This window comes from Candidatus Nitrotoga arctica (assembly GCF_918378365.1).
In the GTDB taxonomy this organism is placed as follows: Bacteria; Pseudomonadota; Gammaproteobacteria; order Burkholderiales; family Gallionellaceae; genus Nitrotoga; species Nitrotoga arctica.
On sequence record NZ_OU912926.1, the window covers coordinates 3,009,522 to 3,032,251 of the forward strand.

Consider the following 22,730-nt stretch of genomic DNA (forward strand, 5'->3'; position numbering starts at 1 on the left):
AGACTCCTTGAACTCCTTAGAATATACCTCTTAAAACTCAAACCTCGATTGAATATACTTCCAAGAAGTATATTCATGGCTAATATTTTATGAATAAAAAAAAGCCGGACAGGTCCGGCGATACATCCTTATTTATTCGTATTATTTTGTTTCAGCTTCAACCGGTTGAGTTACCGACGGCCGATCTAGCAACTCTATCAGCGCCATTGGTGCATTGTCTCCTTTACGAAAACCAAATTTCAGGATACGTGAATAACCTCCATTTCGAGTTGCATAACGTGGACCAAGCTCATCGAACAGCTTAGTAACCATTTCACGGTCGCGCAACCGCGCAAATGCCAAGCGGCGGTTAGCCAAACTAGGATTCTTACCCAAAGTCAAGATCGGCTCAGCTACACGACGTAGTTCCTTTGCCTTAGGCAGCGTAGTTTTTATAACTTCATGACGCAGCAAAGAAGCTATCATATTGCGCAGCATTGCCAAACGATGACTGCTGGTACGATTAAGTTTTCTTAGTCCTAAACGGTGACGCATAATTATCCTTTCTTACTTCTCAATAGTCACTGGCCAATTTTCCAATTTCATTCCCAATGATAGACCATGCTCAGCCAGCACCTGCTTGATTTCATTCAAAGATTTACGGCCCAAGTTAGGGGTACGTAGCAAATCATTTTCAGTGTTCTGAATTAAATCTCCGACATAATGAATGCTTTGTGCCTTAAGACAATTGGATGAACGTGGAGTCAGCTCCAAATCGTCTACTGGACGCAACAGCATAGGGTCAACCTTAGGGGTTTGTGGCTTTTCCACAGGCGCTGGCGTGCCTTCCAATGCAGCAAATACTGAAAACTGTTCAACTAATATACGGGCCGCATAACGAATGGCTTCTTCAGGGTCAATAGCACCATTAGTTTCAATTTCCATTATCAGTTTGTCTAAATCGGTGCGCTGTTCCACACGAGCACTTTCAACCGCATAGCTAACCCGGCTCACCGGGCTAAAAGAGGCATCAAGAGCGATATGTCCAACTGCACGACTTTCAAGCGGAGACTGACGAGCAATGGCTGATACATAGCCGCGACCTTGCTCGACCTTAATTTCCATATCTAACTTACCGCCCGCAGTCAGATGGGCAATGACGTGAGAAGGATTAATCACCTCAGTGTCAGCATCGACGATGATATCACCTGCCGTCACCACACCTACACCTTCTTTCTTCAGAGTCAGCATCACTACATTAGCATTATGGAGCTTAAGCACTACGCCCTTTAAGTTAAGCAAGATTTCAACTACATCTTCCTGCACGCCATCAATAGAAGAGTATTCATGTAGCACACTGGCAATTTTGACCTCGGTAGGAGCATAGCCGGGCATGGAAGACAACAATATGCGGCGCAAGGCATTACCAAGTGTATGCCCATAACCACGTTCAAAAGGCTCCATCACAATTTTAGCCTGCATGCTGGAAATTCTTTGCACTTCGATAATGCGGGGTTTCAGAAAATCATTGTTATGCATATCCGACTCCGCATGAATTACTTGGAATACAACTCGACAATAAGATGTTCGTTAATAGACGCAGGCAACTCAGAGCGTTGAGGCTTAGACTTATATGTGCCCTTCATAGCCTTAGAGTCAACCTCAACCCATTCCGGAAAACCGCGTTGCTCGGCTGCTTGCAATGCCGCCTTAACGCGCAACTGCATCTTAGCGTTGTCTGCTATCTCGACCACATCACCAGTACGAACCTGATAAGACGGTATATTGACACGTTTGCCATTCACCAAGATACCATTGTGGCGGACTACTTGACGCGCCTCGGAACGAGATGCACCGAAACCCATGCGATAAGACACATTATCCAAGCGTGATTCCAGCAACTGCAATAAATTTTCACCAGTAATGCCGCGCTGTATTTCTGCAGAGCGATAGGTCAAACGAAATTGATGCTCGAGCATGCCGTAAATACGACGAACTTTTTGCTTTTCACGCAACTGACCACCGTAATCAGACAAGCGAGAGTTTTTCTTTTGTCCGTGCTGACCAGGAGGATAAGCACGACGCTCAACCCCGCATTTGTCGGTAAAACATTTTTCGCCCTTCAGAAACAGCTTTTCGCCTTCGCGACGGCACTGACGGCACTTTGGATCCAGATTTCTAGCCAAGGCTATCTCCTAAATTTAGATACGACGCTTTTTTGGCGGACGGCAGCCATTGTGTGGAACTGGCGTAATGTCAGAAATGCTGGTAATTTTAAAACCTGCCGCATTCAAAGCACGCACTGCCGATTCACGACCAGGGCCGGGACCTTTTATGCGCACTTCAAGGTTCTTTACGCCACATTCCTGAGCTGCCTTACTGGCTGTCTCACCAGCAATTTGCGCTGCGAACGGCGTGCTTTTACGCGAGCCTTTAAAACCATTGCTGCCACTAGTAGACCAAGCCAAAGCATTACCCTGACGGTCAGTAATTGTCACAATAGTATTGTTAAAGGAAGCGTGCACATGGGCAATGCCCTCAGCTACGTTCTTTTTGACTTTCTTGCGCACTCGCGTGTTTGTTTTAGCCATGCTCAATCCTCTCGAAAATTACTTCTTGGCGCCGGCAACAGACTTGCGCGGACCCTTGCGGGTGCGTGCATTAGTGCGCGTTCGTTGTCCCCGCACTGGCAAACCACGGCGATGGCGCAAGCCACGATAGCAACCCAAGTCCATCAATCTCTTTATATTCATCGAAATTTCTCGACGCAAATCACCTTCCACCGTAAACTTAGCGACCTCATCGCGCAACTTATCCATTTCCGCATCAGCGAGATCTTTTATTTTGGTGGATATGTTAACTCCGACAGTGGCGCATATTTTACGCGCCCGAGTGTTACCAACACCATAGATCGCGGTCAAAGCGATTACAGTGTGTTGATGATTTGGAATGTTTACCCCTGCAATACGAGCCATGCAACTACCCTATCGTTTAAAAAAGGCATTAAAAATTACCATTTGAGAGAGAAGCTTGCCTCACCCTCACTTAGCCCTGGCGTTGCTTGTGGCGTGCATCGCTACTACAGATCACGCGCACCACTCCTTTACGCCGTACTACTTTACAATTACGACAAACTTTTTTTACCGATGCTTGCACTTTCATTTTTTCTCCTTAACACTACACACAACTACTACTTGGCGCGAAAGGTAATGCGCCCTTTGGTCAAGTCATACGGTGTTAATTCAACCGTAACTTTATCACCAGGCAAAATACGAATATAGTGCATACGCATCTTACCGGAAATATGACCCAACACTATATGACCATTTTCTAGCTTTACACGAAAGGTTGCATTGGGGAGAGATTCGACAACCTCTCCCTGCATTTGCATCGCATCTTCCTTGGCCATCAGCGAATCAACCCACCCTTAAAATTTGCCTTCTTTAACAAGCTTTCATACTGATGCGTCATCAGATAGGACTGAACTTGCGACATAAAATCCATGGTCACCACCACCATAATTAATAACGATGTACCGCCAAAGTAGAATGGCACGTTCCATTTTACAACCAAGAACTCCGGCAGCAGGCACACCAATGTTACGTACACCGCACCAACCAACGTCAAGCGCAGCATGATATTTTCAATGTATCGGGCAGTGAGATCACCGGGACGAATCCCAGGTAAAAAAGCGCCACTTTTCTTCAGGTTCTCTGCCGTTTCTTTCGGGTTAAAGACTAGTGCTGTATAAAAAAAACAGAAGAAAATAATTGCCGCCGCATACAACATCACATATATAGGCTGACCTGGGGACAGTTTGTCACTGATATCTTTCAACCAATTCAATCCTTGACCGCTAGCAGACCAGCTAGCCAACGTTGCCGGGAATAAAATAATACTTGAGGCAAAAATTGGCGGTATAACGCCAGCCATATTTACTTTTAACGGCAAATGCGAACTTTGACCGCCATATACCTTATTTCCCACTTGACGCTTGGCATAATTAACAAGAATCTTTCGCTGACCGCGCTCAACGAACACTACCAACGCTGTTATTCCAATCGAACCAAGCAACAGCAATAACACTAGCGGAATAGAGAACGCACCAGTACGCGCTAACTCCAGGGTACTACCAATTGCATTAGGCAATCCCGCAGCAATCCCAGCAAAAATAATCAGAGAGATACCATTTCCTAGGCCACGCTCAGTAATTTGCTCTCCCAACCACATTAAAAACATTGTGCCAGATAACAAGGTAATTACCGTAGTCATTTGAAACATCATTCCTGGATGCAACACCAATCCTGCTTGTGATTGTAGTGCCACGGACATACCAAATGCTTGAAAAAGTGCCAGCACCAAGGTGCCATAGCGGGTGTACTGAGTAATCTTACGACGGCCCGTCTCACCGTCTTTCTTCAACTGTTCTAGATGCGGTACCGCATGCGTGGCCAATTGCATGATAATGGAAGCAGATATATACGGCATGATACCCAGCGCTAGAATCGTAAAACGCGAGAGGGCACCACCGGAAAACATGTTAAACATGCCTAAAATACCGCTCTTTTGCGAATTGAACAAATCGGCCAACACCATAGGGTCAATGCCTGGCACCGGTATATGCGCACCAATACGGTAAACTACCAATGCACCCAACAAAAACCATAAACGGCGACCAAGATCACCATACTTTCCATTATTCAAACGCTTTTTAGCTACTGCATCCACAGGAACCACCATTACTCTACAATGCTACCGCCAGCAGCTTGAATTGCAGCACGCGCACCTTTGGTAAGCAACAAACCTTGTAATTTCACGGAGCGCTTGATCTCTCCAGACATCACAACCTTAACAATCCGCGCTGCAGCAGGTACAACCCCAGCTTGCTTCAATGACAACAAGTCGATCACATCAACTGCCATTTTTTCCAAGTCAGATAAGCGAACTTGAGCACTGTCATAACGAGTCAAAGAAATAAAACCGCGCTTAGGCAAACGACGTTGTAGCGGCATCTGACCCCCTTCAAAACCAACCTTATGAAAACCACCAGAACGCGATTTTTGACCTTTATGACCGCGGCCACAAGTTTTACCCAGACCGCAACCGATACCACGTCCAACGCGACGCTTAGCGTGAGTAGAACCTTCTGCAGGTTTAATTTTATTGAGTTGCATATTTATGCCTCGCACTTAACCAAGTAATAGACTTTGTGAATCATGCCTCGTACAGCTGGCGTATCTTCCACTATGACGGTATGATTTAAACGACGCAAGCCTAACCCACGCACACACGCACGATGCGATTCTTTAGTACCGATCACGCTTTTAACCAGCGTTACCCGAAGCTTTCCCGTTATTGCTGTTACTTTTTGTTGAGCCTGTGCCATTGAATTACCCCTGAATTTCTTCTATGCTCATACCACGCTTGGCAGCAATTTCAGATGGAGAATTGATAGCCTGCAGCCCATTCAGAGTTGCGCGCACTACATTGTATGGATTACTCGAACCAATGCATTTGGCCAAGACATTATGTACACCCACTGCCTCAAACACAGCACGCATTGCGCCACCCGCAATAATCCCCGTACCTTCAGATGCTGGCTGCATGTACACCTTTGCAGCGCCATGACGCCCAATCACCGTATGATGCAGAGTGCCTTTATTCAAATTAACATTAACCATCTTTCGACGTGCTTCTTCCATCGATTTTTGTACGGCAACCGGCACCTCCTTAGATTTCCCCTTGCCCATGCCTATGCGACCATCGCCATCTCCAACTACAGTCAGCGCGGCGAATCCCATAATGCGACCCCCCTTCACTACCTTGGTTACACGATTGATCGAAATCATCTTCTCGATAAGACCATCACCACGATCTTCCGATTGTTGCATTCTTCCCTGCGCTTTAGCCATCATTCACCTCAAGTTAGAACTTCAAGCCATGCTCACGTGCCGCAGCAGCAAGCGCTTTTACGCGACCGTGATATTTATAGCCAGAACGGTCAAAAGCAACTTCAGCAATACCAGCGTCTTTAGCTTTTTCAGCGATACGCTTCCCCACCATTATGGCAGCAGCAATATTTCCCCCATTAGCAAATTCTTTCCGTACCTCAGCCTCTAAAGTTGAAGCACTGACTAACACTTTACTGCCGCAAGCAGAAATTACCTGAGCATAAATGTGTAAATTGCTGCGGCGTATTGCCAAACGAATCGATTTTTGACCAGCAATTTTGGCACGCGTTTTACGAGCCCTGCGCTGACGCGCATCATTCTTGATAAACATTATCCGCCTCAATTATTTTTTCTTAGTTTCTTTCAGCTTCACCACCTCTTCGGCATAACGAACCCCCTTACCCTTGTAAGGCTCAGGTTCGCGAAACGCGCGAATTTCAGCGGCAACTTGACCAACCTGCTGCTTATTTGTGCTTTTTAATACAACTTCAGTTTGTGTCGGCGTCGAAACTGTGACACCGACAGGTACCTTATAAACCACAGGATGGGAAAAACCAAGAGTCAGATTAAGAGTGTCACCAACGGCTTGAGCACGATAACCAACGCCAACCAAGGTCAACTTACGCTCGAAACCTTTGGTCACACCTTGTACCATATTAGCAATCAGCGCACGAATAGTGCCCGACATAGCATCCGCTTTCGCAGATTCATTACTAGCTTTACACAGTAATTCCTCGCCTTCATGCTGCACAACAACATCGTTACTCAGCATCTGTTTCATTGTTCCCAACGGGCCTTTAACGGATACCTCGTTGGCAACCAGCATCACTTCGACACCAGCCGGCAAAGCTATAGGATTTTTAGCGACTCTAGACATAATTACCCCGTTACGCGACTATGCACAACACTTCGCCACCAATTCCATTGGCGCGTGCCTTGCGGTCAGTCATCAACCCCTTTGAGGTAGACACAATAGCAATACCCAAGCCGTTCATCACATTAGGTATATCATCGCAACCCTTGTACATACGTAGACCAGGACGACTTACGCGCTGAATCTTCTCAATCACCGGTCGCCCTGCATAATATTTCAGACCAATTTCCAATGTAGGCTTACCACCTACACTAGAAACATTATAACCCTCTACATAACCCTCATCCTGCAACACTTGGGCAATCGCTACCTTTAGCTTAGAAGAAGGCATCCTTACATTTGTTTTTTCCGCCATCTGCGCATTTCTAATGCGCGTCAGCATGTCGGAGATCGGATCACTCATACTCATAGATTCACCCCTACCAGCTTGCCTTGATTACACCAGGTACCTCACCGCGCATTACAAACTCACGTAGCTTAATTCGACCCAGACCAAACTTGCTGAAAACACCACGCGGACGTCCAGTCAACGAGCAACGATTACGCAAACGTACCGGACTAGCGTTTCTCGGAAGTGCCTGCAGCTTTTGACGGGCAATATAACGATCTTCATCACTCAATTTAACGTTAATTATAGTTGCCAACAGTTCAGCACGCTTAATGGAGTATTTTTTTACTATGTCGCGACGCTTTTGTTCGCGATTAATGACAGCTGCTTTAGCCATTTTGCCCTCAGTTCTTCAATGGAAATTTGAAAGCCAAGAGGAGCGCGCGCGCCTCTTCATCGGTCTTCGCACTAGTAGTAATAGTAATATTCATACCACGTAGCGCATCAATTTTGTCATATTCAATCTCCGGGAAGATGATCTGCTCTTTAATGCCCATATTGTAATTGCCACGACCATCGAACGCTTTGCCAGAAATACCACGAAAGTCGCGGATACGCGGGATAGCAACAGTTACCAAACGATCTAGAAATTCATACATGCGAGCTTTACGCAAGGTAACCTTGCACCCAACAGGATAATTTTCACGAATCTTAAAACCTGCGATAGACTTCTTGGATTTGGTCACCACCGGCTTTTGTCCAGCGATTTTCTGCATATCGCTAACAGCATGCTCCATAACTTTCTTGTCTGCCACTGCTTCACCCACACCCATATTTAGAGTGATCTTTTCAATGCGCGGCACTTCCATAATGGACTTGTAGCCAAACTGCTTCATCAGCCCTGGAGCTACCGTACCTTTGTAAAAATCATATAGACGAGCCATGCCATTCCTCCTTTACGCGTCAATCACTTCGCCACTCGACTTAAAGACCCGCATTTTGCGACCATCTTCTAACATTTTAACGCCAACACGATCAGCCTTTTTTGATGCCGCGTTATAAATAGCAACATTGGAGGCATGAATCGATATCTCCATAGCCACGATACCACCAGTCAACCCCTTGACTGGATTTGGCTTCTGATGCTTTTTAACCATGTTAACGCCACTTACCAGCAAACGATCACCAAGCACACGCAGCACATTGCCACGATTACCCCTATCTTTCCCAGCAATGACAATTACGTCATCATTTTTTTTAATCTTGCGCATAACTCTTCCTTAGGCTACGTTAATATCGTCGCTTACAAAACTTCAGGAGCGAGTGATACAATTTTCATAAATCTCTCAGTCCGCAACTCTCGCGTAACCGGGCCAAAGATTCGAGTACCAATCGGCTCAAGCTTCGCATTCAGCAGAACCGCAGCATTACCATCAAACTTTATCAAAGAGCCATCCGGACGACGCACACCCTTAGCAGTACGCACCACCACGGCACTGTATACCTCACCCTTTTTTACGCGGGCTCGCGGTGCAGCATCTCTTATGCTGACCTTAATTACATCCCCAATAGCCGCATACCGACGCTTGGATCCACCCAATACTTTGATGCACATGACAGAACGTGCGCCAGTATTATCGGCCACACTTAAAACAGATTGCATTTGTATCATTATTTATACTCCAACTTTATCCGCATGAAAGCGACTAGTCTTGGAACCCGTTTGGGTTAGGTTGCCGCAAACCAAAAGCAGCAATGAAGCGAAGCCTTGCAGTATATGCGAGATTCGCAAATAACACAAGCATTGAGCGAAATTAAATTTGGCCGGTCTGAATAATAAAATAGCAAGTTAAACCGCTTGAGATTTTTCAACCAACTTAGTCACACGCCAACTCTTGGTCTTAGCCAGCGGACGACACTCTTCTATTGAGACTAAATCACCCTGATGAAACTCATTATTCTCATCATGAGCGTGGTATTTTTTCGATACGCGCAATACCTTGCCCAAAAGAGAGTGCTTAACCTTACGCTCAATCAGTACGGTAACAGTTTTATCCATCTTATCGCTTACAACCATGCCAATCAGTGTTCGTTTTAAATTTGTTGCACTCATTGTTGAGTACCCTTTTCTGTCAATATGGTTTTCACGCGAGCAATGTCACGACGCATCTTGAGAAGCTGGCTATTATTACTCAATTGCTGCGTCGCCACCTGCATACGCAAGCCAAATTGAGCTTTGGTCAGGGACAGCAATTCTTGATCCAGATCTGCTATGGATTTCACTTTTAATTCATTTGCCTTCATAATTATGCCCCTACCTGTCTAATTACAAATGTCGTGGCAATAGGCAACTTAGCTGAAGCCAAGCGGAAAGCCTCGCGCGCTATCACCTCTTCCACGCCATCCATTTCATACAGCATCTTGCCAGGCTGAATTTCAGCAACATAATACTCCGGATTACCCTTACCATTGCCCATACGTACTTCGGCTGGCTTTTGTGAAATCGGCTTGTCCGGAAAAATGCGAATCCAAATACGACCGCCACGCTTAATGTGACGCGTCATGGCGCGCCGCGCCGCCTCAATTTGACGTGCCGTTAGCCGACCACGGGCCACTGCCTTGAGACCAAACTCACCAAAGCTAACCTTATTGCCTCGTGTCGCGATGCCGGTATTACGCCCTTTTTGCTCCTTGCGATATTTTCTTCTAGCTGGCTGTAGCATGTTTTGTCCCCGGCTTTCTTACTCTTTTTTCAGGTTCCGACGCTATCGGCGCGGACACTTCTTCCACTCCAGTATGATCACCCTTATAAACCCATACCTTGACACCAATAATGCCGTAAGTAGTCTTAGCCTCAGCGGTACCATAGTCGATGTTAGCACGTAGAGTATGCAATGGCACACGCCCCTCACGATACCATTCGGTACGTGCAATTTCGATCCCATTAAGACGGCCGGCACTCATAATCTTGATACCTTGCGCACCCAAACGCATAGCGTTCTGCATAGCCCGTTTCATAGCTCGACGGAACATGATGCGCTTTTCCAACTGCGAGGTAATGCTTTCCGCAATCAGTTGAGCATCAATTTCAGGCTTACGCACTTCTTCAATGTTTAGTGCGACATCAGGCAACCCCATGCGCTTTCTCAGCTCAGCCCGCAGAGCTTCGATATCCTCACCCTTCTTGCCAATCACCACACCGGGACGAGCGGTATAAATCGTTATCTTAGCGTTTTTGGCTGGCCGTTCGATGACAATCTTGGATACACCTGCACCAAAAAGCTTTTTCTTCAGGTAATCACGAACTTCAATATCCTTAAGCAGCATTCCGGCAAAGTTCTTGCTATTAGCATACCATTTTGAAGTCCAGTTCTTCTGCACGCTCAATCGGAAACCGATTGGATGAATTTTCTGTCCCATATCTGTTTTAGCTCCCGACGATAATCGTAATGTGACAGGTCTGCTTTTCGATGCTATTGCCACGTCCCTTAGCGCGAGCCGACGTCCTCTTCAGTGATGCTCCTTTATCCACATAGATAGTAGCAACCTTCAGATCGTCAATATCAGCACCATCATTGTGCTCAGCATTGGCGATTGCGGACTCTAAACCTTTTTTAATAATTACAGCCGCTTTTTTTGGGCTAAAAGCTAGAGTATTCAATGCCTTACCAACTGGCAAACCTCGAATCTGATCAGCCACTAAACGGCCCTTCTGAGCCGACAGGCGAACACCTTTTACTACTGCGATTGTGTTCATCATACCTCCTTATTTTTTCTTGACCACTGCTTTTTTATCAGCAGCGTGCCCTTTGAAAGTACGAGTCAGCGAGAATTCACCAAGCTTATGACCCACCATATTCTCAGAGACATACACGGGGATATGCTGCTTGCCATTATGCACAGCAATGGTCAAACCGACAAATTCAGGCAGCACCGTAGACCGTCGTGACCAAGTTTTCACTGGTCGCTTATCGTTACTGGCGCGCACAGTTTCAATTTTTTTTACTAAGCAAGCATCGACGAATGGACCTTTTTTAATGGAACGTGCCATAATTTTTACCCCTTAAGTCTGAAAGCGACGGCGTACTATCATGCCGTTGGTGCGCTTGTTGCGACGTGTACGAAAGCCCTTGGCTGGCACACCCCATGGGCTGACCGGGTTACGACCAGCCGCAGTCTTTCCTTCCCCACCTCCATGCGGATGATCGACCGGGTTCATCGCCACACCACGCACGGTCGGGCGCACTCCACGCCAACGCATCGCACCAGCCTTACCGATAGAACGCAAGCTGTGCTCTGCATTTCCAACCTCGCCTATAGTCGCCTTACAATCCACATGCACCTTACGAATTTCGCCGGAGCGCAAACGTAATTGTGCGTATCCACCCTCACGTGCCAACAATTGCACTGAAGTACCAGCTGAACGTGCCAACTGCGCGCCTTTACCTGGCATCATTTCAATGCAATGTATAGTCGAACCTACCGGAATATTGCGCAATGGCAAGGCATTACCCGCCTTGATTGGCGCTTCTGAGCCGCTCACTAATTGAGTGCCCACCGCTACGCCCTTAGGCGCAATAATGTAACGGCGTTCGCCATCAGCGTAGCATAAGAGCGCCACATGCGCGCTGCGGTTCGGGTCATATTCTAAATGCTCAACAATAGCCGAAACACTATCTTTATCACGCTTGAAATCAACTATGCGATAATTTTTTTTATGCCCGCCACCCATATGTCGGATGGTGATATGTCCATTATGGTTACGACCAGCCGTTCTGTTCTTTTTTTCCAGCAACGGCGCATGGGGCTTCCCCTTATGCAAGTCACTATTGACTACACGCACAACAGCACGTCGTCCCGGAGAGCTTGGTTTAAGTTTGATCAGTGCCATAATTATCCTTGCTCACTCTCAGAAAAATTGATTTTCTGACCAGGCGCCAGGCATACATATGCCTTCTTCCAATCTTTACGCCGGCCTATGAACTTGCCGAAACGCATTTGCTTACCCTTAACGAGGGCAACCTGAACGCTCTCGACATCCACCTTGAACATCAACTCGACAGCAGCTTTAATCTCTGGCTTCGTAGCACTAGAGTCCACGCGAAAAATTACTTGCGCGTATTTGTCAGCGACATATGTTGCCTTTTCAGATATCTGCGGAGCTTGCAATACGTTCATCAAGCGCTCTTGGCTGAATTTTTGGTTACTCATGCCAGCATCTCCTCAATTTTCCTCATAGCATCAAGGGTCACAAGTACTTTTGGGAAACGCACCAAACTTACTGGATCCGCCAGATGCGCCTCTAACACAAGCACATTTGGCAAATTACGTGAAGATAAATATAAGTTATCATCAATATCGTTGACAATAATCAGTACTCGGCTTGAATCAAAACCCATATCCACCATCTTCTGCGCCAGCAGCTTTGTCTTTGGCGCCTCAAGACTCAGATTATCAACCACCGTCAAACGATCCTCACGCACTAACTGCGAAAAAATAGAAGCCAAGCCAGCGCGATACATCTTGCGGTTGACCTTCTGAGTAAAATTTTCGTCTGGACTGTTCGGAAAAATTTTACCGCCACCGCGCCACAATGGGCTAGATGCCATACCAGCACGAGCACGGCCGGTACCTTTTTGCGCCCAAGGCTTACGCGTGCTCTTCGCAATTTCACTTCGGCCTTTTTGCTTACTATTGCCAAAACGTGCATTAGCCTGATATGCGATCACAACTTGATGGATCAGCGCCTCGTTGTATTCGCGACCAAACAACTCATCGGAGGCTGACATACTAGCGCTCACCAGACCTTTACCGTCAATAACTTTAAGTTCCATTATGCACCTGCCTTTATTGCTGGACGTACGACAACGTCTCCACCTTTTGAGCCAGGAATAGCACCCATTATCAGCAACAGTTGACGCTCGATGTCAATGCGGACTATTTTGAGGTTTTGTACAGTACGCTGCACATCACCAAGATGCCCGGCCATGCGCTTACCCGGAAACACGCGACCCGGATCTTGCGCCATACCAATAGAACCAGGTACATTGTGGGATTTTGAATTACCGTGCGTGGCACGACCAGAGCTAAAATGGTACCGCTTGATTACACCACTAAAACCCTTACCGAGAGTGACACCAGTCACATCGACTTTCTGACCAACTTTAAACAAATCTACGCTCAGCGTACCACCCGCCTGCAGACCGCTCAATTCATCAGGGCTAGCAGTAAATTCTTTTTGCACACTACCCGCCACCACGCCCGCTTTAGCATAATGGCCTGCTGCCGCCTTTGTGACGCGACTTGCGCGTCGTACACCAAAAGCAATTTGCACGGCGCTATAGCCATCAGTATTCAAGGTTTTAATCTGGGTAATGCGATTATTGGACACGTCCAACACTGTCACCGGCAAAGACACTCCATCGTCGGTAAAAATGCGGGTCATGCCAATCTTTCGACCGACAAGTCCTAAACTCATTTTTATATCCTTCTTAAGGGGCTGACTACAATTGGCCAGCCGATCCAATGATTACAACTACTGCAATTTAATTACGACATCCACGCCCGCAGGCAAATCCAACTTCATTAATGCGTCTACGGTTTTCTCGGTCGGATCAACAATATCTAACATGCGTAGATGTGTGCGAATCTCAAATTGATCGCGCGAGGTCTTATTGACGTGCGGAGAACGCAAAACATCAAAACGCTCAATTTTAGTAGGTAGTGGAATTGGGCCTTTTACCACCGCTCCGGTGCGCTTCGCAGTCTCTACGATACGAGACGCAGACTGATCGATCAGACGATAATCAAATGCTTTTAAGCGTATACGAATGTTCTGACTTTTCATAATTTTTTATTCTATTTTTCGATAGCTATTGTCGCAACAGCGGATTAACTTACCATTATACAATAAAATTGTATCTTATTGCACGTACTATTACTCGATCACCTTAGCCACCACACCGGCACCGACGGTGCGACCGCCTTCACGTATCGCGAAACGCAGACCTTCTTCCATCGCGATTGGGGCTATCAAGTTCACCGTCACCGATACGTTGTCTCCCGGCATCACCATTTCAGTGCCAGCCGGCAGCTCAACCGCACCCGTTACGTCGGTAGTCCGGAAGTAGAATTGCGGACGGTAACCTTGGAAAAATGGGGTGTGACGACCCCCTTCGTCTTTGCTGAGAACGTAGATTTCAGCTGAAAATTTGGTATGCGGGGTGATAGAACCCGGCTTGGCCAGAACTTGACCACGTTCGACTTCTTCACGCTTGGTGCCGCGTAACAGTATACCAACGTTGTCGCCAGCCTGACCTTGGTCGAGTAGCTTGCGGAACATTTCCACGCCAGTGCAGATGGTTTTAATAGTGGGCTTAAGGCCGATAATTTCAATTTCTTCACCCACTTTGACGACGCCGCGCTCCACCCGGCCCGTTACCACGGTGCCTCGACCGGAGATGGAGAAGACATCTTCGACGGGCATCAGGAAGGCGCCGTCCATGACGCGCATAGGCTGAGGTATGTAGGCATCCAGCGCTTCGGCCAAACGAAAGATGGAGGGTTCGCCAATTTCGGACTGATCACCCTGCAAAGCTTTGAGTGCACTGCCGATAATGATCGGAGTATCGTCACCAGGAAAGTCGTATTTGGTAAGGAGTTCACGCACTTCCATTTCAACCAGCTCGAGCAGCTCGGGGTCATCCACCATGTCGGCCTTGTTCATGTAGACGATGATGTAGGGTACGCCCACTTGACGTGCCAACAGTATATGTTCCCGCGTTTGCGGCATGGGGCCATCGGCGGCAGACACCACCAGGATAGCGCCGTCCATCTGCGCAGCGCCGGTAATCATGTTTTTAATGTAATCCGCATGACCCGGACAGTCTACGTGGGCGTAGTGGCGACCCGCCGTTTCATATTCAACGTGAGCGGTGTTTATGGTGATGCCGCGCGCCTTTTCTTCCGGCGCTGCGTCAATCTGGTCGTAAGCTTTAGCTTCGCCGCCAAATTTCTTGGATAGCACTGTGGTAATCGCCGCAGTCAGGGTGGTTTTGCCATGATCAACGTGACCAATTGTGCCTACATTGATGTGCGGCTTGGTTCGCTCAAATTTACTCTTTGCCATGATTTAAAGTTCCTTAATTATTTGACAGTTCATGAGTTATTTTAAAACTATTTCCTGCTACTCATCACCGCTTCAGCCACATTTTTTGGCGCTTCGGTGTAATGCTTAAATTCCATCGTGTATGTAGCCCGACCTTGGGTTGCGGAACGCAACGCAGTAGAATAACCGAACATCTCTGCCAAAGGAACTTCGGCCTTCACGATCTTGCCACCACCGATCATGTCTTCCATGCCTTGCACCATTCCACGACGGGATGACAAGTCCCCCATTACGGTACCCGTGTAATCTTCTGGGGTTTCTACCTCAACCGACATCATCGGTTCCAACAGCACTGGGCTTGCCTTACGCATACCATCTTTGAAACCCATAGAAGCAGCCATCTTAAATGCATTTTCGTTAGAGTCTACATCATGGTAAGAGCCATCAAACAGGGTAACTTTAACATCCACCACGGGGAAACCCGCCAACACACCATTGGGCAAAGTATCTTCCAAGCCTTTTTTTACAGCCGGAATAAATTCACGCGGAACTGACCCACCCTTAATGGCATCCACAAATTCAAAGCCCTTGCCCGTTTCATTTGGCTCAATTTTTAACCATACATGACCAAATTGACCGCGCCCACCCGATTGTTTAACGAACTTACCTTCAACCTCAACCGTCTTACGTATCGCTTCGCGGTACGCTACTTGTGGCGCGCCAACATTCGCCTCCACGCTAAATTCACGCTTCATGCGCTCAACCAAAACTTCCAAGTGCAGCTCACCCATACCAGAAATAATGGTTTGACCAGACTCCAAGTCAGTATGTACGCGGAAAGAAGGATCTTCTTTCGCTAAACGATTCAACGCCATGCCCATTTTTTCTTGGTCAGCCTTAGTCTTCGGCTCAACAGCAATATGAATCACCGGCTCAGGGAATATCATGCGTTCCAACGTAATCACATTGCTTGGATCACACAGAGTCTCACCTGTAGTCGCTTCTTTTAAACCAACAGCAGCAGCGATATCACCGGCAAAAACCTCTTTAATCTCTTCTCGCTCGTTAGCATGCATCAACAAGATTCGGCCAATGCGCTCTTTTTTACCCTTAATCGGGTTGTAAACTGTATCGCCTGCTTTCAACTGGCCGGAATACACTCGGAAAAAAATTAACTGCCCCACGAATGGGTCGGTCATGATTTTAAATGCCAGCGCAGAGAACGGCTCATCGTCATTCGCCTTACGTTCTCCCATCGCTCCATTTTCCAATTCGCCCTTAACGGATGGAATATCAGTCGGTGCTGGCAGATAGTCAACCACCGCATCCAGCATAGCCTGCACACCCTTGTTTTTGAAGGCAGAGCCACATAACATCGGCACTATTTCGCTGGCAATGGTACGGATACGCAAGCATTGCTTAATCTCCGATTCGGACAAGTCGCCTTCCTCGAGATATTTGTTCATCATCTCTTCAGTTGCTTCAGCAGCACTCTCCACCATCTTCGCGCGCCACTCTTGCGCTGCCGCCAGCAGATTGGCGGGAATATCGCGTAATTCAAACTTCATGCCCTGAGAAGCCTCATCCCAATAAATCGCCTTCATCCGCACTAAATCAATTACACCCTCAAATTTTTCCTCTGCGCCAATCGGTAATTGAATCGGCACCACATTCGCACGCAAGCGAGCACGCATTTGATCGTAAACATTAAAGAAGTTCGCACCAGAGCGATCCATCTTATTAACAAAGGCCAAACGCGGCACACCATATTTATTGGCTTGACGCCACACTGTTTCGGACTGCGGCTGTACACCACCCACGGCGCAATACACCATGCATGCACCATCCAGCACGCGCATTGATCGCTCAACTTCAATAGTGAAATCAACGTGCCCCGGCGTGTCAATGATGTTAATACGATGCTCAGGCAAGCTGGAGTCCATGCCTTTCCAGTAACAAGTCGTCGCAGCCGATGTAATGGTGATACCCCGCTCCTGCTCCTGCTCCATCCAGTCCATCACGGCAGCACCATCATGCACTTCACCGATCTTGTGCGATACTCCCGTGTAAAATAAAACACGTTCAGTGGTCGTAGTTTTACCCGCGTCTATATGTGCGCTAATGCCGATATTTCGATATCGTTCGATTAATGTTTTCCGTGCCACAATAGTTACCTAACTTATAAAACTTTCAGAAACTGCTAAAAAACTTCTAGAAACGGAAGTGCGAAAAGGCTTTATTCGCTTCAGCCATACGGTGCACTTCTTCACGTTTTTTAACTGCACCACCACGGCTTTCTGAGGCGTCAAGCAACTCGCCAGCCAGCCGCATACCCATGGATTTCTCACCACGTTTGCGTGCAAAATCTTTGAGCCAGCGCATCGCTAACGCCATTCGACGCGAAGGACGAACTTCAACAGGAACCTGATAGTTTGCCCCTCCGACACGACGGCTCTTTACCTCAACCTGAGGCTTGACATTGGTCAATGCAAGATTAAACACCTCGATCGGATCTTTACCACTTTTCTTAACAATTTGCTCCAAAGCACCATAAAGAATGCGCTCGGCAACAGATTTTTTTCCAGCCGTCATCAAAACATTAACAAACTTGGAAAGATCTTGGTTGCCATATTTTGGATCCGGCAGGATTTCGCGCTTGGGAACTTCTCTACGTCTTGGCATATCTTAAACCTCTTGTTAACTGGCTAATTCAAAAAACTGGCTAATTCGTAAATTTCTGGCTTAATAATTTAAGTTAAGCTTTTTTAGGACGTTTGGCACCGTACTTGGAACGGGACTGCTTACGATCTTTTACTCCAGCGGTATCCAAACTACCTCGTACCATATGGTAACGAACACCGGGCAAATCCTTCACACGGCCACCACGTATAAGCACCACCGAGTGCTCCTGCAAGTTATGGCCTTCACCGCCAATGTAGGAGATAACCTCAAAACCATTAGTTAAACGAACCTTGGCAACCTTACGTAAGGCAGAGTTTGGCTTCTTCGGCGTTGTAGTATACACACGGGTACACACCCCACGCTTTTGGGGACTCCCGCCCAGAGCGGGGACTTTACTTTTCACAGGTTCGGCGACTCGAGGCTTACGCACTAGCTGGTTGATGGTTGGCATTGTCTAAATTTTCCTAAATATTCTTATGTATCAATAATATAAAAAACAGCCGCCTAAACTATACTACTTCCCCTGGCCGTGGGCAGGCAAAAAGACCGCGCATTTTATTGAGGAATATGCAACCTGTCAAGCAAGTTGGTTATCTTGTATTTCTACGGCTTGCTCTCCTCCGCTCAACACCGTCGCTGCCGTACCCAACCCCAGACGCTGCTTACGTCGCGCGGCATGATAAGCTAAGCCAGTACCAGCCGGAATCAAGCGACCCACAATGACGTTTTCCTTCAGTCCACGTAGCTCGTCTCTTTTGCCCATAATCGCAGCTTCAGTCAACACACGTGTGGTTTCTTGAAAGGAGGCCGCAGAAATAAACGAGTCAGTGGACAAGGAGGCTTTAGTGATTCCCAGCAGCATATATTCATAGGTTGCCGGCTCCTTGCCTTCTTTTTCAACACGTTCATTCTCTTGCAGCAAATCTGCACGCTCCACCTGCTCTTTAGGAATAAACTTGGTATCACCTTCATCTACAATCTGCACTCGACGCAACATCTGGCGCACGATCACTTCGATATGCCTGTCGTTAATTTTAACGCCCTGCAGGCGGTACACATCCTGCACTTCGTCGGCAATGTAACGCGCCAGTGCTGCCACGCCCAGCAAGCGCAAAATGTCATGCGGATCGCGCGGGCCATCCACAATCATTTCACCTTGGGTCACCATTTGTCCATCGTGCACTAGCACATGCTTGTCTTTAGTAATCAGAAACTCATGCGCCACACCTTCCATATCGGTGATAACCAAGCGTTGCTTACCCTTGGTATCCTTGCCGAACGATGCCGTTCCGGTAACTTCCGCTAACATACCGGCATTCTTTGGCGAACGAGCCTCAAACAGTTCCGCCACCCGCGGAAGCCCTCCAGTAATGTCACGTGTCTTGCTGCTTTCTTGCGGAATACGTGCCAGCACCTCACCCACGCCAACATGCTGACCATCTTCTACGGTGATGATACAACCCGTCTGAAAGGTCACCGAAATTGGTAATTCGGTGCCGGCAATCTTGATTTCGTGCCCCTCCTCGTCGAGCAAGCGTACCAATGGCCGCAGCACACCCTTACCTTGCGTACCAGCAAGCTTGGGATCCACTACCAGAGTGGACAATCCGGTTACTTCATCAATCTCTCGGGTAACAGTAACGCCCTCTTTTACATTTTCAAATCGCGCCCGACCAGCATATTCGGTAATAATAGGACGGGTATGGGGATCCCATGTAGCCAACACTTCGCCTGCACGAACCAAACTACCCTCACGCACGGTCAGCATCGCGCCGTATGGCACCTTGTGACGCTCGCGTTCGCGTCCATGATCATCGGTAACCATTATTTCGCCACTACGCGCTACCACCACTAACTCTCCTCGCGTATTGCTGACGGTACGCATGTTCGCGCTGTATTTCACCTGACCATTAGACTTACCTTCGACCTGATTAGCCACCACGGTACGCGATGCCGCACCACCGATGTGGAAGGTGCGCATGGTTAATTGGGTACCTGGTTCGCCAATGGACTGCGCAGCAATTACACCAACGGCTTCGCCTACCGTCACAGGGCCACCTCGACCTAAGTCGCGACCATAACATTTGACGCACAATCCATAACGAGTTTCACATGTCAGGGGCGTCCGTACATGTACTTCGTCAACACCGAGCGACTCAATGTTTTCCACCATATCTTCGTCCAGAAGAGTGCCCGCTTCATATAGAGTTTCGCTGCTTTCTGGATTGACAATATCCTTGCTAGCAACGCGACCTAGTATGCGCTCACGCAATGCTTCAATCACCTCGCCACCTTCAACCAATGCCTTCAACGCGGCGCCGTTTCTGGTGCCACAATCTTCCTCGGCCACCACTAGATCTTGGGTCACATCTACCAAACGACGCGTCAGGTAACCAGAGTTCGCGGTCTTCAATGCGGTATCTGCTAAGCCTTTTCGCGCACCATGAGTGGAAATGAAATATTGCAGCATATTCAGCCCCTCACGAAAGTTAGCGGTAATCGGGGTTTCAATGATAGAGCCATCTGGCTTGGCCATCAGGCCCCGCATACCTGCTAACTGACGAATCTGAGCCGCAGAACCGCGCGCGCCAGAGTCTGCCATCATATAAATGGAATTGAAAGACTCCTGCATCACCACTTTGCCCTTTTTATCAGCAAGCTGTTTACCACTAACACGGTCAATCACCGGCTCGCTGCCCAGCTGATCCATCATAGCTTTAGCTACTAGATCACCAGTACGACCCCAGATATCCACTACCTTATTGTAACGTTCGCCTTGAGTCACCAAACCAGATGTGTATTGCACGTCAATCTCACGCACCTCTTTTCCTGCCGCGTCAATTAACTCATCTTTTTGCGGTGGCACCAGCATATCATCCAAGCAAATAGAAATACCGGCGCGGGTTGCATAAGTAAAGCCGGTTGTCATCAACTTATCAGCCATGATCACGGTGTTGCGCAAACCACAACGGCTGAAGCTGGTGTTAATCAGACGAGAGATCTCTTTCTTCTTTAATGCTTTATTGACCAAACTGAACGGCAGACCGGCTGGCAAAATATCTGACAAAATGGCACGTCCCACGGTAGTTTCATAGCGAGTACGTTTTTCTTGACGCTCATTATTTTCATCCATGCGTATCTCTTTAATGCGCACCACCACCTTGGCATGCAGATCTACATGGCCAGACTCGTAGGCACGTAGCGCTTCAGACACGTCAGCAAACAACGCGCCCTCGCCCAGTGCACCGATTTTCTCGCGCGTCATATAGTACAAACCCAGCACGATATCCTGCGACGGAACAATGATAGGCTCGCCATTGGCGGGCGACAAAACGTTATTAGAGGCCAGCATTAAGGTACGGCATTCCATCTGCGCTTCCAACGACAGCGGCACGTGCACTGCCATCTGATCACCGTCGAAATCGGCGTTGAAAGCTGTACAAACTAATGGATGCAACTGGATTGCTTTGCCTTCGATCAGTATCGGCTCGAATGCCTGAATACCGAGACGATGCAGCGTAGGCGCTCGATTCAACAGTACCGGATGTTCACGGATGACATCTTCAAGGATATCCCACACAACCGGCTCTTCCGCTTCCACCATACGCTTGCCCGCCTTGATGGTTGTGGCCAGCCCGAGAACTTCCAGTTTATGGAAAATGAATGGCTTGAAGAGTTCCAGCGCCATTTTCTTAGGCAAGCCGCACTGATGCAATTTCAGTTGCGGACCCACAACAATTACAGAACGACCGGAATAATCTACGCGCTTGCCTAGCAAATTCTGACGGAAGCGGCCGCCTTTGCCTTTGATCATGTCAGCCAGTGACTTCAGCGGACGCTTGTTAGCACCAGTCATTGCCTTGCCGCGACGGCCATTATCCAGCAACGAATCAATTGATTCCTGCAACATACGCTTCTCGTTACGCACAATAATTTCCGGCGCCTTCAACTCCAAAAGGCGTTTCAAACGGTTATTCCGGTTAATTACACGACGATACAAATCATTCAAATCAGAGGTCGCAAAGCGACCGCCATCTAGCGGCACTAAGGGTCGTAGTTCTGGCGGTAACACTGGTAGCACCAGCATAATCATCCACTCTGGTTTGATGCCCGAGACAAGAAAGGCCTCAAGAATCTTCAATCGTTTCGCATATTTCTTGATTTTAGTTTCGGAGCTGGTCGCTTCAAGATCGGCGCGCAGCTTTTCCACCTCAGCTGGCACATCTAACGCGTGCAAGAGCGCGCGTATGCCTTCCGCCCCCATCACTGCGGAAAACTCATCTCCGTACTCTTCCAGCTTGGCCAGATAATCATCTTCAGAAAGTAATTGAGCGCGTTCGAGCGTGGACATCCCAGGATCGGTCACCACATAAGCCTCGAAATAGAGTACCCGCTCTATGTCACGTAACGTCATGTCCAGCACCATTCCCAAGCGCGACGGCAATGACTTTAAGAACCAAATATGCGCCACCGGACTTGCCAGCTCGATATGCCCCATACGTTCGCGACGCACTTTAGATAGCGTTACTTCCACGCCGCATTTCTCGCAGATCACCCCGCGATGTTTCAAACGCTTATACTTGCCGCACAAGCACTCATAATCCTTGGTTGGGCCAAAAATCTTGGCGCAAAACAAGCCATCCCGCTCCGGCTTGAAGGTTCGGTAGTTAATGGTTTCCGGCTTTTTTACTTCGCCGTAGGACCAAGAACGAATTTTCTCCGGTGAAGCCAGCCCGATCTTGATCGCGTCGAACTCCTCCTTCTGCGTAACTTGCCTGAACAAATCCAGCAATGCTTTCATATGTAACT

At 47.8% G+C, this 22,730-nt stretch carries 34 protein-coding genes; all 34 read right to left on the reverse strand.

What is annotated here, in order from left to right:
* Positions 1-141: 141 nt before the first annotated feature.
* Entirely contained in the window at positions 142-534 is a 393-nt protein-coding gene (rplQ, locus tag MKZ32_RS13805) for a 50S ribosomal protein L17 (RefSeq protein ID WP_239797799.1), read from the reverse strand.
* 12 nt (positions 535-546) lie between these two features.
* Positions 547-1,518, reverse strand: a complete 972-nt coding sequence (locus MKZ32_RS13810) for a DNA-directed RNA polymerase subunit alpha (protein WP_239797800.1) — start codon at positions 1,516-1,518, stop codon at positions 547-549.
* A gap of 17 nt (positions 1,519-1,535) precedes the next feature.
* Positions 1,536-2,165: a 30S ribosomal protein S4 gene (rpsD, locus tag MKZ32_RS13815; protein ID WP_239797801.1), complete on the reverse strand. Its 630-nt coding sequence runs from the start codon at positions 2,163-2,165 to the stop codon at positions 1,536-1,538.
* Between the two features lie 15 nt (positions 2,166-2,180).
* Positions 2,181-2,570 (reverse strand): 30S ribosomal protein S11, encoded by a 390-nt coding sequence (rpsK, locus tag MKZ32_RS13820; RefSeq protein WP_173054608.1) that lies wholly within the window; start codon positions 2,568-2,570, stop codon positions 2,181-2,183.
* An 18-nt stretch (positions 2,571-2,588) separates the two neighbouring features.
* The gene (gene rpsM / locus MKZ32_RS13825) at positions 2,589-2,954 is read right to left on the reverse strand and encodes a 30S ribosomal protein S13 (RefSeq protein ID WP_239797802.1); all 366 of its coding nucleotides are present in this window, start codon (positions 2,952-2,954) and stop codon (positions 2,589-2,591) included.
* 70 nt (positions 2,955-3,024) lie between these two features.
* A complete protein-coding gene (rpmJ, locus tag MKZ32_RS13830) occupies positions 3,025-3,141 on the reverse strand; it encodes a 50S ribosomal protein L36 (protein WP_173054604.1) in 117 nt (38 codons plus the stop codon).
* A gap of 28 nt (positions 3,142-3,169) precedes the next feature.
* Positions 3,170-3,388: a translation initiation factor IF-1 gene (gene infA, locus MKZ32_RS13835; RefSeq protein ID WP_173054602.1), complete on the reverse strand. Its 219-nt coding sequence runs from the start codon at positions 3,386-3,388 to the stop codon at positions 3,170-3,172.
* Positions 3,388-4,707 (reverse strand): preprotein translocase subunit SecY, encoded by a 1,320-nt coding sequence (secY, locus tag MKZ32_RS13840; protein ID WP_239797803.1) that lies wholly within the window; start codon positions 4,705-4,707, stop codon positions 3,388-3,390. The genes infA and secY overlap by 1 nt, the downstream gene beginning before the upstream one ends.
* An 11-nt stretch (positions 4,708-4,718) precedes the next feature.
* Positions 4,719-5,153 carry a 50S ribosomal protein L15 gene (gene rplO, locus MKZ32_RS13845; RefSeq protein WP_239797804.1) on the reverse strand — a complete coding sequence of 145 codons (435 nt, stop codon included), beginning with the start codon at positions 5,151-5,153 and terminating at the stop codon, positions 4,719-4,721.
* Between the two features lie 2 nt (positions 5,154-5,155).
* Positions 5,156-5,365 (reverse strand): 50S ribosomal protein L30, encoded by a 210-nt coding sequence (gene rpmD / locus MKZ32_RS13850; protein ID WP_239797805.1) that lies wholly within the window; start codon positions 5,363-5,365, stop codon positions 5,156-5,158.
* Positions 5,366-5,369: 4 nt separating this feature from the next.
* A complete protein-coding gene (rpsE, locus tag MKZ32_RS13855) occupies positions 5,370-5,870 on the reverse strand; it encodes a 30S ribosomal protein S5 (protein WP_420887768.1) in 501 nt (166 codons plus the stop codon).
* 34 nt (positions 5,871-5,904) lie between these two features.
* Positions 5,905-6,261, reverse strand: a complete 357-nt coding sequence (gene rplR / locus MKZ32_RS13860) for a 50S ribosomal protein L18 (RefSeq protein ID WP_239797806.1) — start codon at positions 6,259-6,261, stop codon at positions 5,905-5,907.
* Positions 6,262-6,273: 12 nt separating this feature from the next.
* Positions 6,274-6,807 carry a 50S ribosomal protein L6 gene (gene rplF, locus MKZ32_RS13865; protein ID WP_239797807.1) on the reverse strand — a complete coding sequence of 178 codons (534 nt, stop codon included), beginning with the start codon at positions 6,805-6,807 and terminating at the stop codon, positions 6,274-6,276.
* Between the two features lie 10 nt (positions 6,808-6,817).
* Entirely contained in the window at positions 6,818-7,213 is a 396-nt protein-coding gene (rpsH, locus tag MKZ32_RS13870; protein WP_239797808.1) for a 30S ribosomal protein S8, read from the reverse strand.
* A 10-nt stretch (positions 7,214-7,223) separates the two neighbouring features.
* Positions 7,224-7,529, reverse strand: coding sequence for a 30S ribosomal protein S14 (rpsN, locus tag MKZ32_RS13875; protein ID WP_239797809.1), 306 nt, complete (start codon positions 7,527-7,529; stop codon positions 7,224-7,226).
* A 7-nt stretch (positions 7,530-7,536) separates the two neighbouring features.
* Positions 7,537-8,076, reverse strand: a complete 540-nt coding sequence (rplE, locus tag MKZ32_RS13880) for a 50S ribosomal protein L5 (RefSeq protein ID WP_239797810.1) — start codon at positions 8,074-8,076, stop codon at positions 7,537-7,539.
* 12 nt (positions 8,077-8,088) lie between these two features.
* Positions 8,089-8,403, reverse strand: a complete 315-nt coding sequence (gene rplX, locus MKZ32_RS13885; protein WP_239797811.1) for a 50S ribosomal protein L24 — start codon at positions 8,401-8,403, stop codon at positions 8,089-8,091.
* Positions 8,404-8,435: 32 nt separating this feature from the next.
* Complete coding sequence (rplN, locus tag MKZ32_RS13890; protein ID WP_239797812.1) at positions 8,436-8,804, reverse strand: 50S ribosomal protein L14; 369 nt, start codon at positions 8,802-8,804, stop codon at positions 8,436-8,438.
* A gap of 177 nt (positions 8,805-8,981) precedes the next feature.
* Positions 8,982-9,245 carry a 30S ribosomal protein S17 gene (gene rpsQ / locus MKZ32_RS13895; RefSeq protein WP_239797813.1) on the reverse strand — a complete coding sequence of 88 codons (264 nt, stop codon included), beginning with the start codon at positions 9,243-9,245 and terminating at the stop codon, positions 8,982-8,984.
* On the reverse strand, positions 9,242-9,436 hold the full coding sequence (gene rpmC / locus MKZ32_RS13900) for a 50S ribosomal protein L29 (RefSeq protein WP_239797814.1): 195 nt from the start codon (positions 9,434-9,436) through the stop codon (positions 9,242-9,244). Before rpmC ends, rpsQ begins: the two co-directional genes overlap by 4 nt.
* Before the next feature lie 2 nt (positions 9,437-9,438).
* The gene (rplP, locus tag MKZ32_RS13905) at positions 9,439-9,855 is read right to left on the reverse strand and encodes a 50S ribosomal protein L16 (RefSeq protein WP_239797815.1); all 417 of its coding nucleotides are present in this window, start codon (positions 9,853-9,855) and stop codon (positions 9,439-9,441) included.
* Positions 9,839-10,552: a 30S ribosomal protein S3 gene (gene rpsC, locus MKZ32_RS13910; protein ID WP_239797816.1), complete on the reverse strand. Its 714-nt coding sequence runs from the start codon at positions 10,550-10,552 to the stop codon at positions 9,839-9,841. The genes rplP and rpsC overlap by 17 nt, the downstream gene beginning before the upstream one ends.
* A 7-nt stretch (positions 10,553-10,559) precedes the next feature.
* Positions 10,560-10,889, reverse strand: a complete 330-nt coding sequence (gene rplV, locus MKZ32_RS13915; RefSeq protein ID WP_239798169.1) for a 50S ribosomal protein L22 — start codon at positions 10,887-10,889, stop codon at positions 10,560-10,562.
* A gap of 9 nt (positions 10,890-10,898) precedes the next feature.
* Complete coding sequence (gene rpsS, locus MKZ32_RS13920; RefSeq protein ID WP_239797817.1) at positions 10,899-11,183, reverse strand: 30S ribosomal protein S19; 285 nt, start codon at positions 11,181-11,183, stop codon at positions 10,899-10,901.
* 12 nt (positions 11,184-11,195) lie between these two features.
* Positions 11,196-12,023 carry a 50S ribosomal protein L2 gene (rplB, locus tag MKZ32_RS13925; RefSeq protein WP_239797818.1) on the reverse strand — a complete coding sequence of 276 codons (828 nt, stop codon included), beginning with the start codon at positions 12,021-12,023 and terminating at the stop codon, positions 11,196-11,198.
* Positions 12,024-12,025: 2 nt separating this feature from the next.
* Positions 12,026-12,343, reverse strand: a complete 318-nt coding sequence (rplW, locus tag MKZ32_RS13930; RefSeq protein WP_239797819.1) for a 50S ribosomal protein L23 — start codon at positions 12,341-12,343, stop codon at positions 12,026-12,028.
* Entirely contained in the window at positions 12,340-12,966 is a 627-nt protein-coding gene (gene rplD, locus MKZ32_RS13935) for a 50S ribosomal protein L4 (protein WP_239797820.1), read from the reverse strand. The genes rplW and rplD overlap by 4 nt, the downstream gene beginning before the upstream one ends.
* A complete protein-coding gene (gene rplC, locus MKZ32_RS13940; RefSeq protein ID WP_239797821.1) occupies positions 12,966-13,610 on the reverse strand; it encodes a 50S ribosomal protein L3 in 645 nt (214 codons plus the stop codon). The genes rplD and rplC overlap by 1 nt, the downstream gene beginning before the upstream one ends.
* 57 nt (positions 13,611-13,667) lie before the next feature.
* Positions 13,668-13,979, reverse strand: a complete 312-nt coding sequence (gene rpsJ, locus MKZ32_RS13945; protein ID WP_239289312.1) for a 30S ribosomal protein S10 — start codon at positions 13,977-13,979, stop codon at positions 13,668-13,670.
* Positions 13,980-14,069: 90 nt separating this feature from the next.
* The gene (tuf, locus tag MKZ32_RS13950; RefSeq protein WP_239289265.1) at positions 14,070-15,260 is read right to left on the reverse strand and encodes an elongation factor Tu; all 1,191 of its coding nucleotides are present in this window, start codon (positions 15,258-15,260) and stop codon (positions 14,070-14,072) included.
* A gap of 47 nt (positions 15,261-15,307) precedes the next feature.
* Entirely contained in the window at positions 15,308-17,404 is a 2,097-nt protein-coding gene (fusA, locus tag MKZ32_RS13955) for an elongation factor G (protein WP_239797822.1), read from the reverse strand.
* A gap of 46 nt (positions 17,405-17,450) precedes the next feature.
* The gene (rpsG, locus tag MKZ32_RS13960; RefSeq protein ID WP_239289301.1) at positions 17,451-17,921 is read right to left on the reverse strand and encodes a 30S ribosomal protein S7; all 471 of its coding nucleotides are present in this window, start codon (positions 17,919-17,921) and stop codon (positions 17,451-17,453) included.
* A gap of 73 nt (positions 17,922-17,994) precedes the next feature.
* The gene (gene rpsL / locus MKZ32_RS13965) at positions 17,995-18,372 is read right to left on the reverse strand and encodes a 30S ribosomal protein S12 (RefSeq protein ID WP_239797823.1); all 378 of its coding nucleotides are present in this window, start codon (positions 18,370-18,372) and stop codon (positions 17,995-17,997) included.
* Between the two features lie 126 nt (positions 18,373-18,498).
* Positions 18,499-22,722 carry a DNA-directed RNA polymerase subunit beta' gene (rpoC, locus tag MKZ32_RS13970; RefSeq protein ID WP_239797824.1) on the reverse strand — a complete coding sequence of 1,408 codons (4,224 nt, stop codon included), beginning with the start codon at positions 22,720-22,722 and terminating at the stop codon, positions 18,499-18,501.
* Positions 22,723-22,730: the final 8 nt, after the last annotated feature.

What these genes read in the sequence shown, in the direction of transcription:
- rpoC (WP_239797824.1), bottom strand. Translation starts at nt 22,722, where the DNA reads ATGAAAGCATTGCTGGATTTGTTCAGGCAAGTTACGCAGAAGGAGGAG.
- infA (WP_173054602.1), bottom strand. Translation starts at nt 3,388, where the DNA reads ATGGCCAAGGAAGATGCGATGCAAATGCAGGGAGAGGTTGTCGAATCT.
- tuf (WP_239289265.1), bottom strand. Translation starts at nt 15,260, where the DNA reads ATGGCAAAGAGTAAATTTGAGCGAACCAAGCCGCACATCAATGTAGGC.
- rplQ (WP_239797799.1), bottom strand. Translation starts at nt 534, where the DNA reads ATGCGTCACCGTTTAGGACTAAGAAAACTTAATCGTACCAGCAGTCAT.
- rplF (WP_239797807.1), bottom strand. Translation starts at nt 6,807, where the DNA reads ATGTCTAGAGTCGCTAAAAATCCTATAGCTTTGCCGGCTGGTGTCGAA.
- rplD (WP_239797820.1), bottom strand. Translation starts at nt 12,966, where the DNA reads ATGGAACTTAAAGTTATTGACGGTAAAGGTCTGGTGAGCGCTAGTATG.
- rpsM (WP_239797802.1), bottom strand. Translation starts at nt 2,954, where the DNA reads ATGGCTCGTATTGCAGGGGTAAACATTCCAAATCATCAACACACTGTA.
- rpsN (WP_239797809.1), bottom strand. Translation starts at nt 7,529, where the DNA reads ATGGCTAAAGCAGCTGTCATTAATCGCGAACAAAAGCGTCGCGACATA.
- rpsS (WP_239797817.1), bottom strand. Translation starts at nt 11,183, where the DNA reads ATGGCACGTTCCATTAAAAAAGGTCCATTCGTCGATGCTTGCTTAGTA.
- rpmD (WP_239797805.1), bottom strand. Translation starts at nt 5,365, where the DNA reads ATGGCACAGGCTCAACAAAAAGTAACAGCAATAACGGGAAAGCTTCGG.
- rplC (WP_239797821.1), bottom strand. Translation starts at nt 13,610, where the DNA reads ATGAGTTTAGGACTTGTCGGTCGAAAGATTGGCATGACCCGCATTTTT.
- rpsQ (WP_239797813.1), bottom strand. Translation starts at nt 9,245, where the DNA reads ATGAGTGCAACAAATTTAAAACGAACACTGATTGGCATGGTTGTAAGC.
- rplE (WP_239797810.1), bottom strand. Translation starts at nt 8,076, where the DNA reads ATGGCTCGTCTATATGATTTTTACAAAGGTACGGTAGCTCCAGGGCTG.
- rpsC (WP_239797816.1), bottom strand. Translation starts at nt 10,552, where the DNA reads ATGGGACAGAAAATTCATCCAATCGGTTTCCGATTGAGCGTGCAGAAG.
- rpmC (WP_239797814.1), bottom strand. Translation starts at nt 9,436, where the DNA reads ATGAAGGCAAATGAATTAAAAGTGAAATCCATAGCAGATCTGGATCAA.
- rpsJ (WP_239289312.1), bottom strand. Translation starts at nt 13,979, where the DNA reads ATGAAAAGTCAGAACATTCGTATACGCTTAAAAGCATTTGATTATCGT.
- MKZ32_RS13810 (WP_239797800.1), bottom strand. Translation starts at nt 1,518, where the DNA reads ATGCATAACAATGATTTTCTGAAACCCCGCATTATCGAAGTGCAAAGA.
- rpsK (WP_173054608.1), bottom strand. Translation starts at nt 2,570, where the DNA reads ATGGCTAAAACAAACACGCGAGTGCGCAAGAAAGTCAAAAAGAACGTA.
- rplW (WP_239797819.1), bottom strand. Translation starts at nt 12,343, where the DNA reads ATGAGTAACCAAAAATTCAGCCAAGAGCGCTTGATGAACGTATTGCAA.
- rpsG (WP_239289301.1), bottom strand. Translation starts at nt 17,921, where the DNA reads ATGCCAAGACGTAGAGAAGTTCCCAAGCGCGAAATCCTGCCGGATCCA.
- rpmJ (WP_173054604.1), bottom strand. Translation starts at nt 3,141, where the DNA reads ATGAAAGTGCAAGCATCGGTAAAAAAAGTTTGTCGTAATTGTAAAGTA.
- rplP (WP_239797815.1), bottom strand. Translation starts at nt 9,855, where the DNA reads ATGCTACAGCCAGCTAGAAGAAAATATCGCAAGGAGCAAAAAGGGCGT.
- rplB (WP_239797818.1), bottom strand. Translation starts at nt 12,023, where the DNA reads ATGGCACTGATCAAACTTAAACCAAGCTCTCCGGGACGACGTGCTGTT.
- rpsE (WP_420887768.1), bottom strand. Translation starts at nt 5,870, where the DNA reads ATGCAACAATCGGAAGATCGTGGTGATGGTCTTATCGAGAAGATGATT.
- rpsH (WP_239797808.1), bottom strand. Translation starts at nt 7,213, where the DNA reads ATGAGTATGAGTGATCCGATCTCCGACATGCTGACGCGCATTAGAAAT.
- rplN (WP_239797812.1), bottom strand. Translation starts at nt 8,804, where the DNA reads ATGATACAAATGCAATCTGTTTTAAGTGTGGCCGATAATACTGGCGCA.
- rplO (WP_239797804.1), bottom strand. Translation starts at nt 5,153, where the DNA reads ATGCAACTCAATAAAATTAAACCTGCAGAAGGTTCTACTCACGCTAAG.
- rplX (WP_239797811.1), bottom strand. Translation starts at nt 8,403, where the DNA reads ATGCGCAAGATTAAAAAAAATGATGACGTAATTGTCATTGCTGGGAAA.
- rplV (WP_239798169.1), bottom strand. Translation starts at nt 10,889, where the DNA reads ATGAACACAATCGCAGTAGTAAAAGGTGTTCGCCTGTCGGCTCAGAAG.
- rplR (WP_239797806.1), bottom strand. Translation starts at nt 6,261, where the DNA reads ATGTTTATCAAGAATGATGCGCGTCAGCGCAGGGCTCGTAAAACGCGT.
- rpsL (WP_239797823.1), bottom strand. Translation starts at nt 18,372, where the DNA reads ATGCCAACCATCAACCAGCTAGTGCGTAAGCCTCGAGTCGCCGAACCT.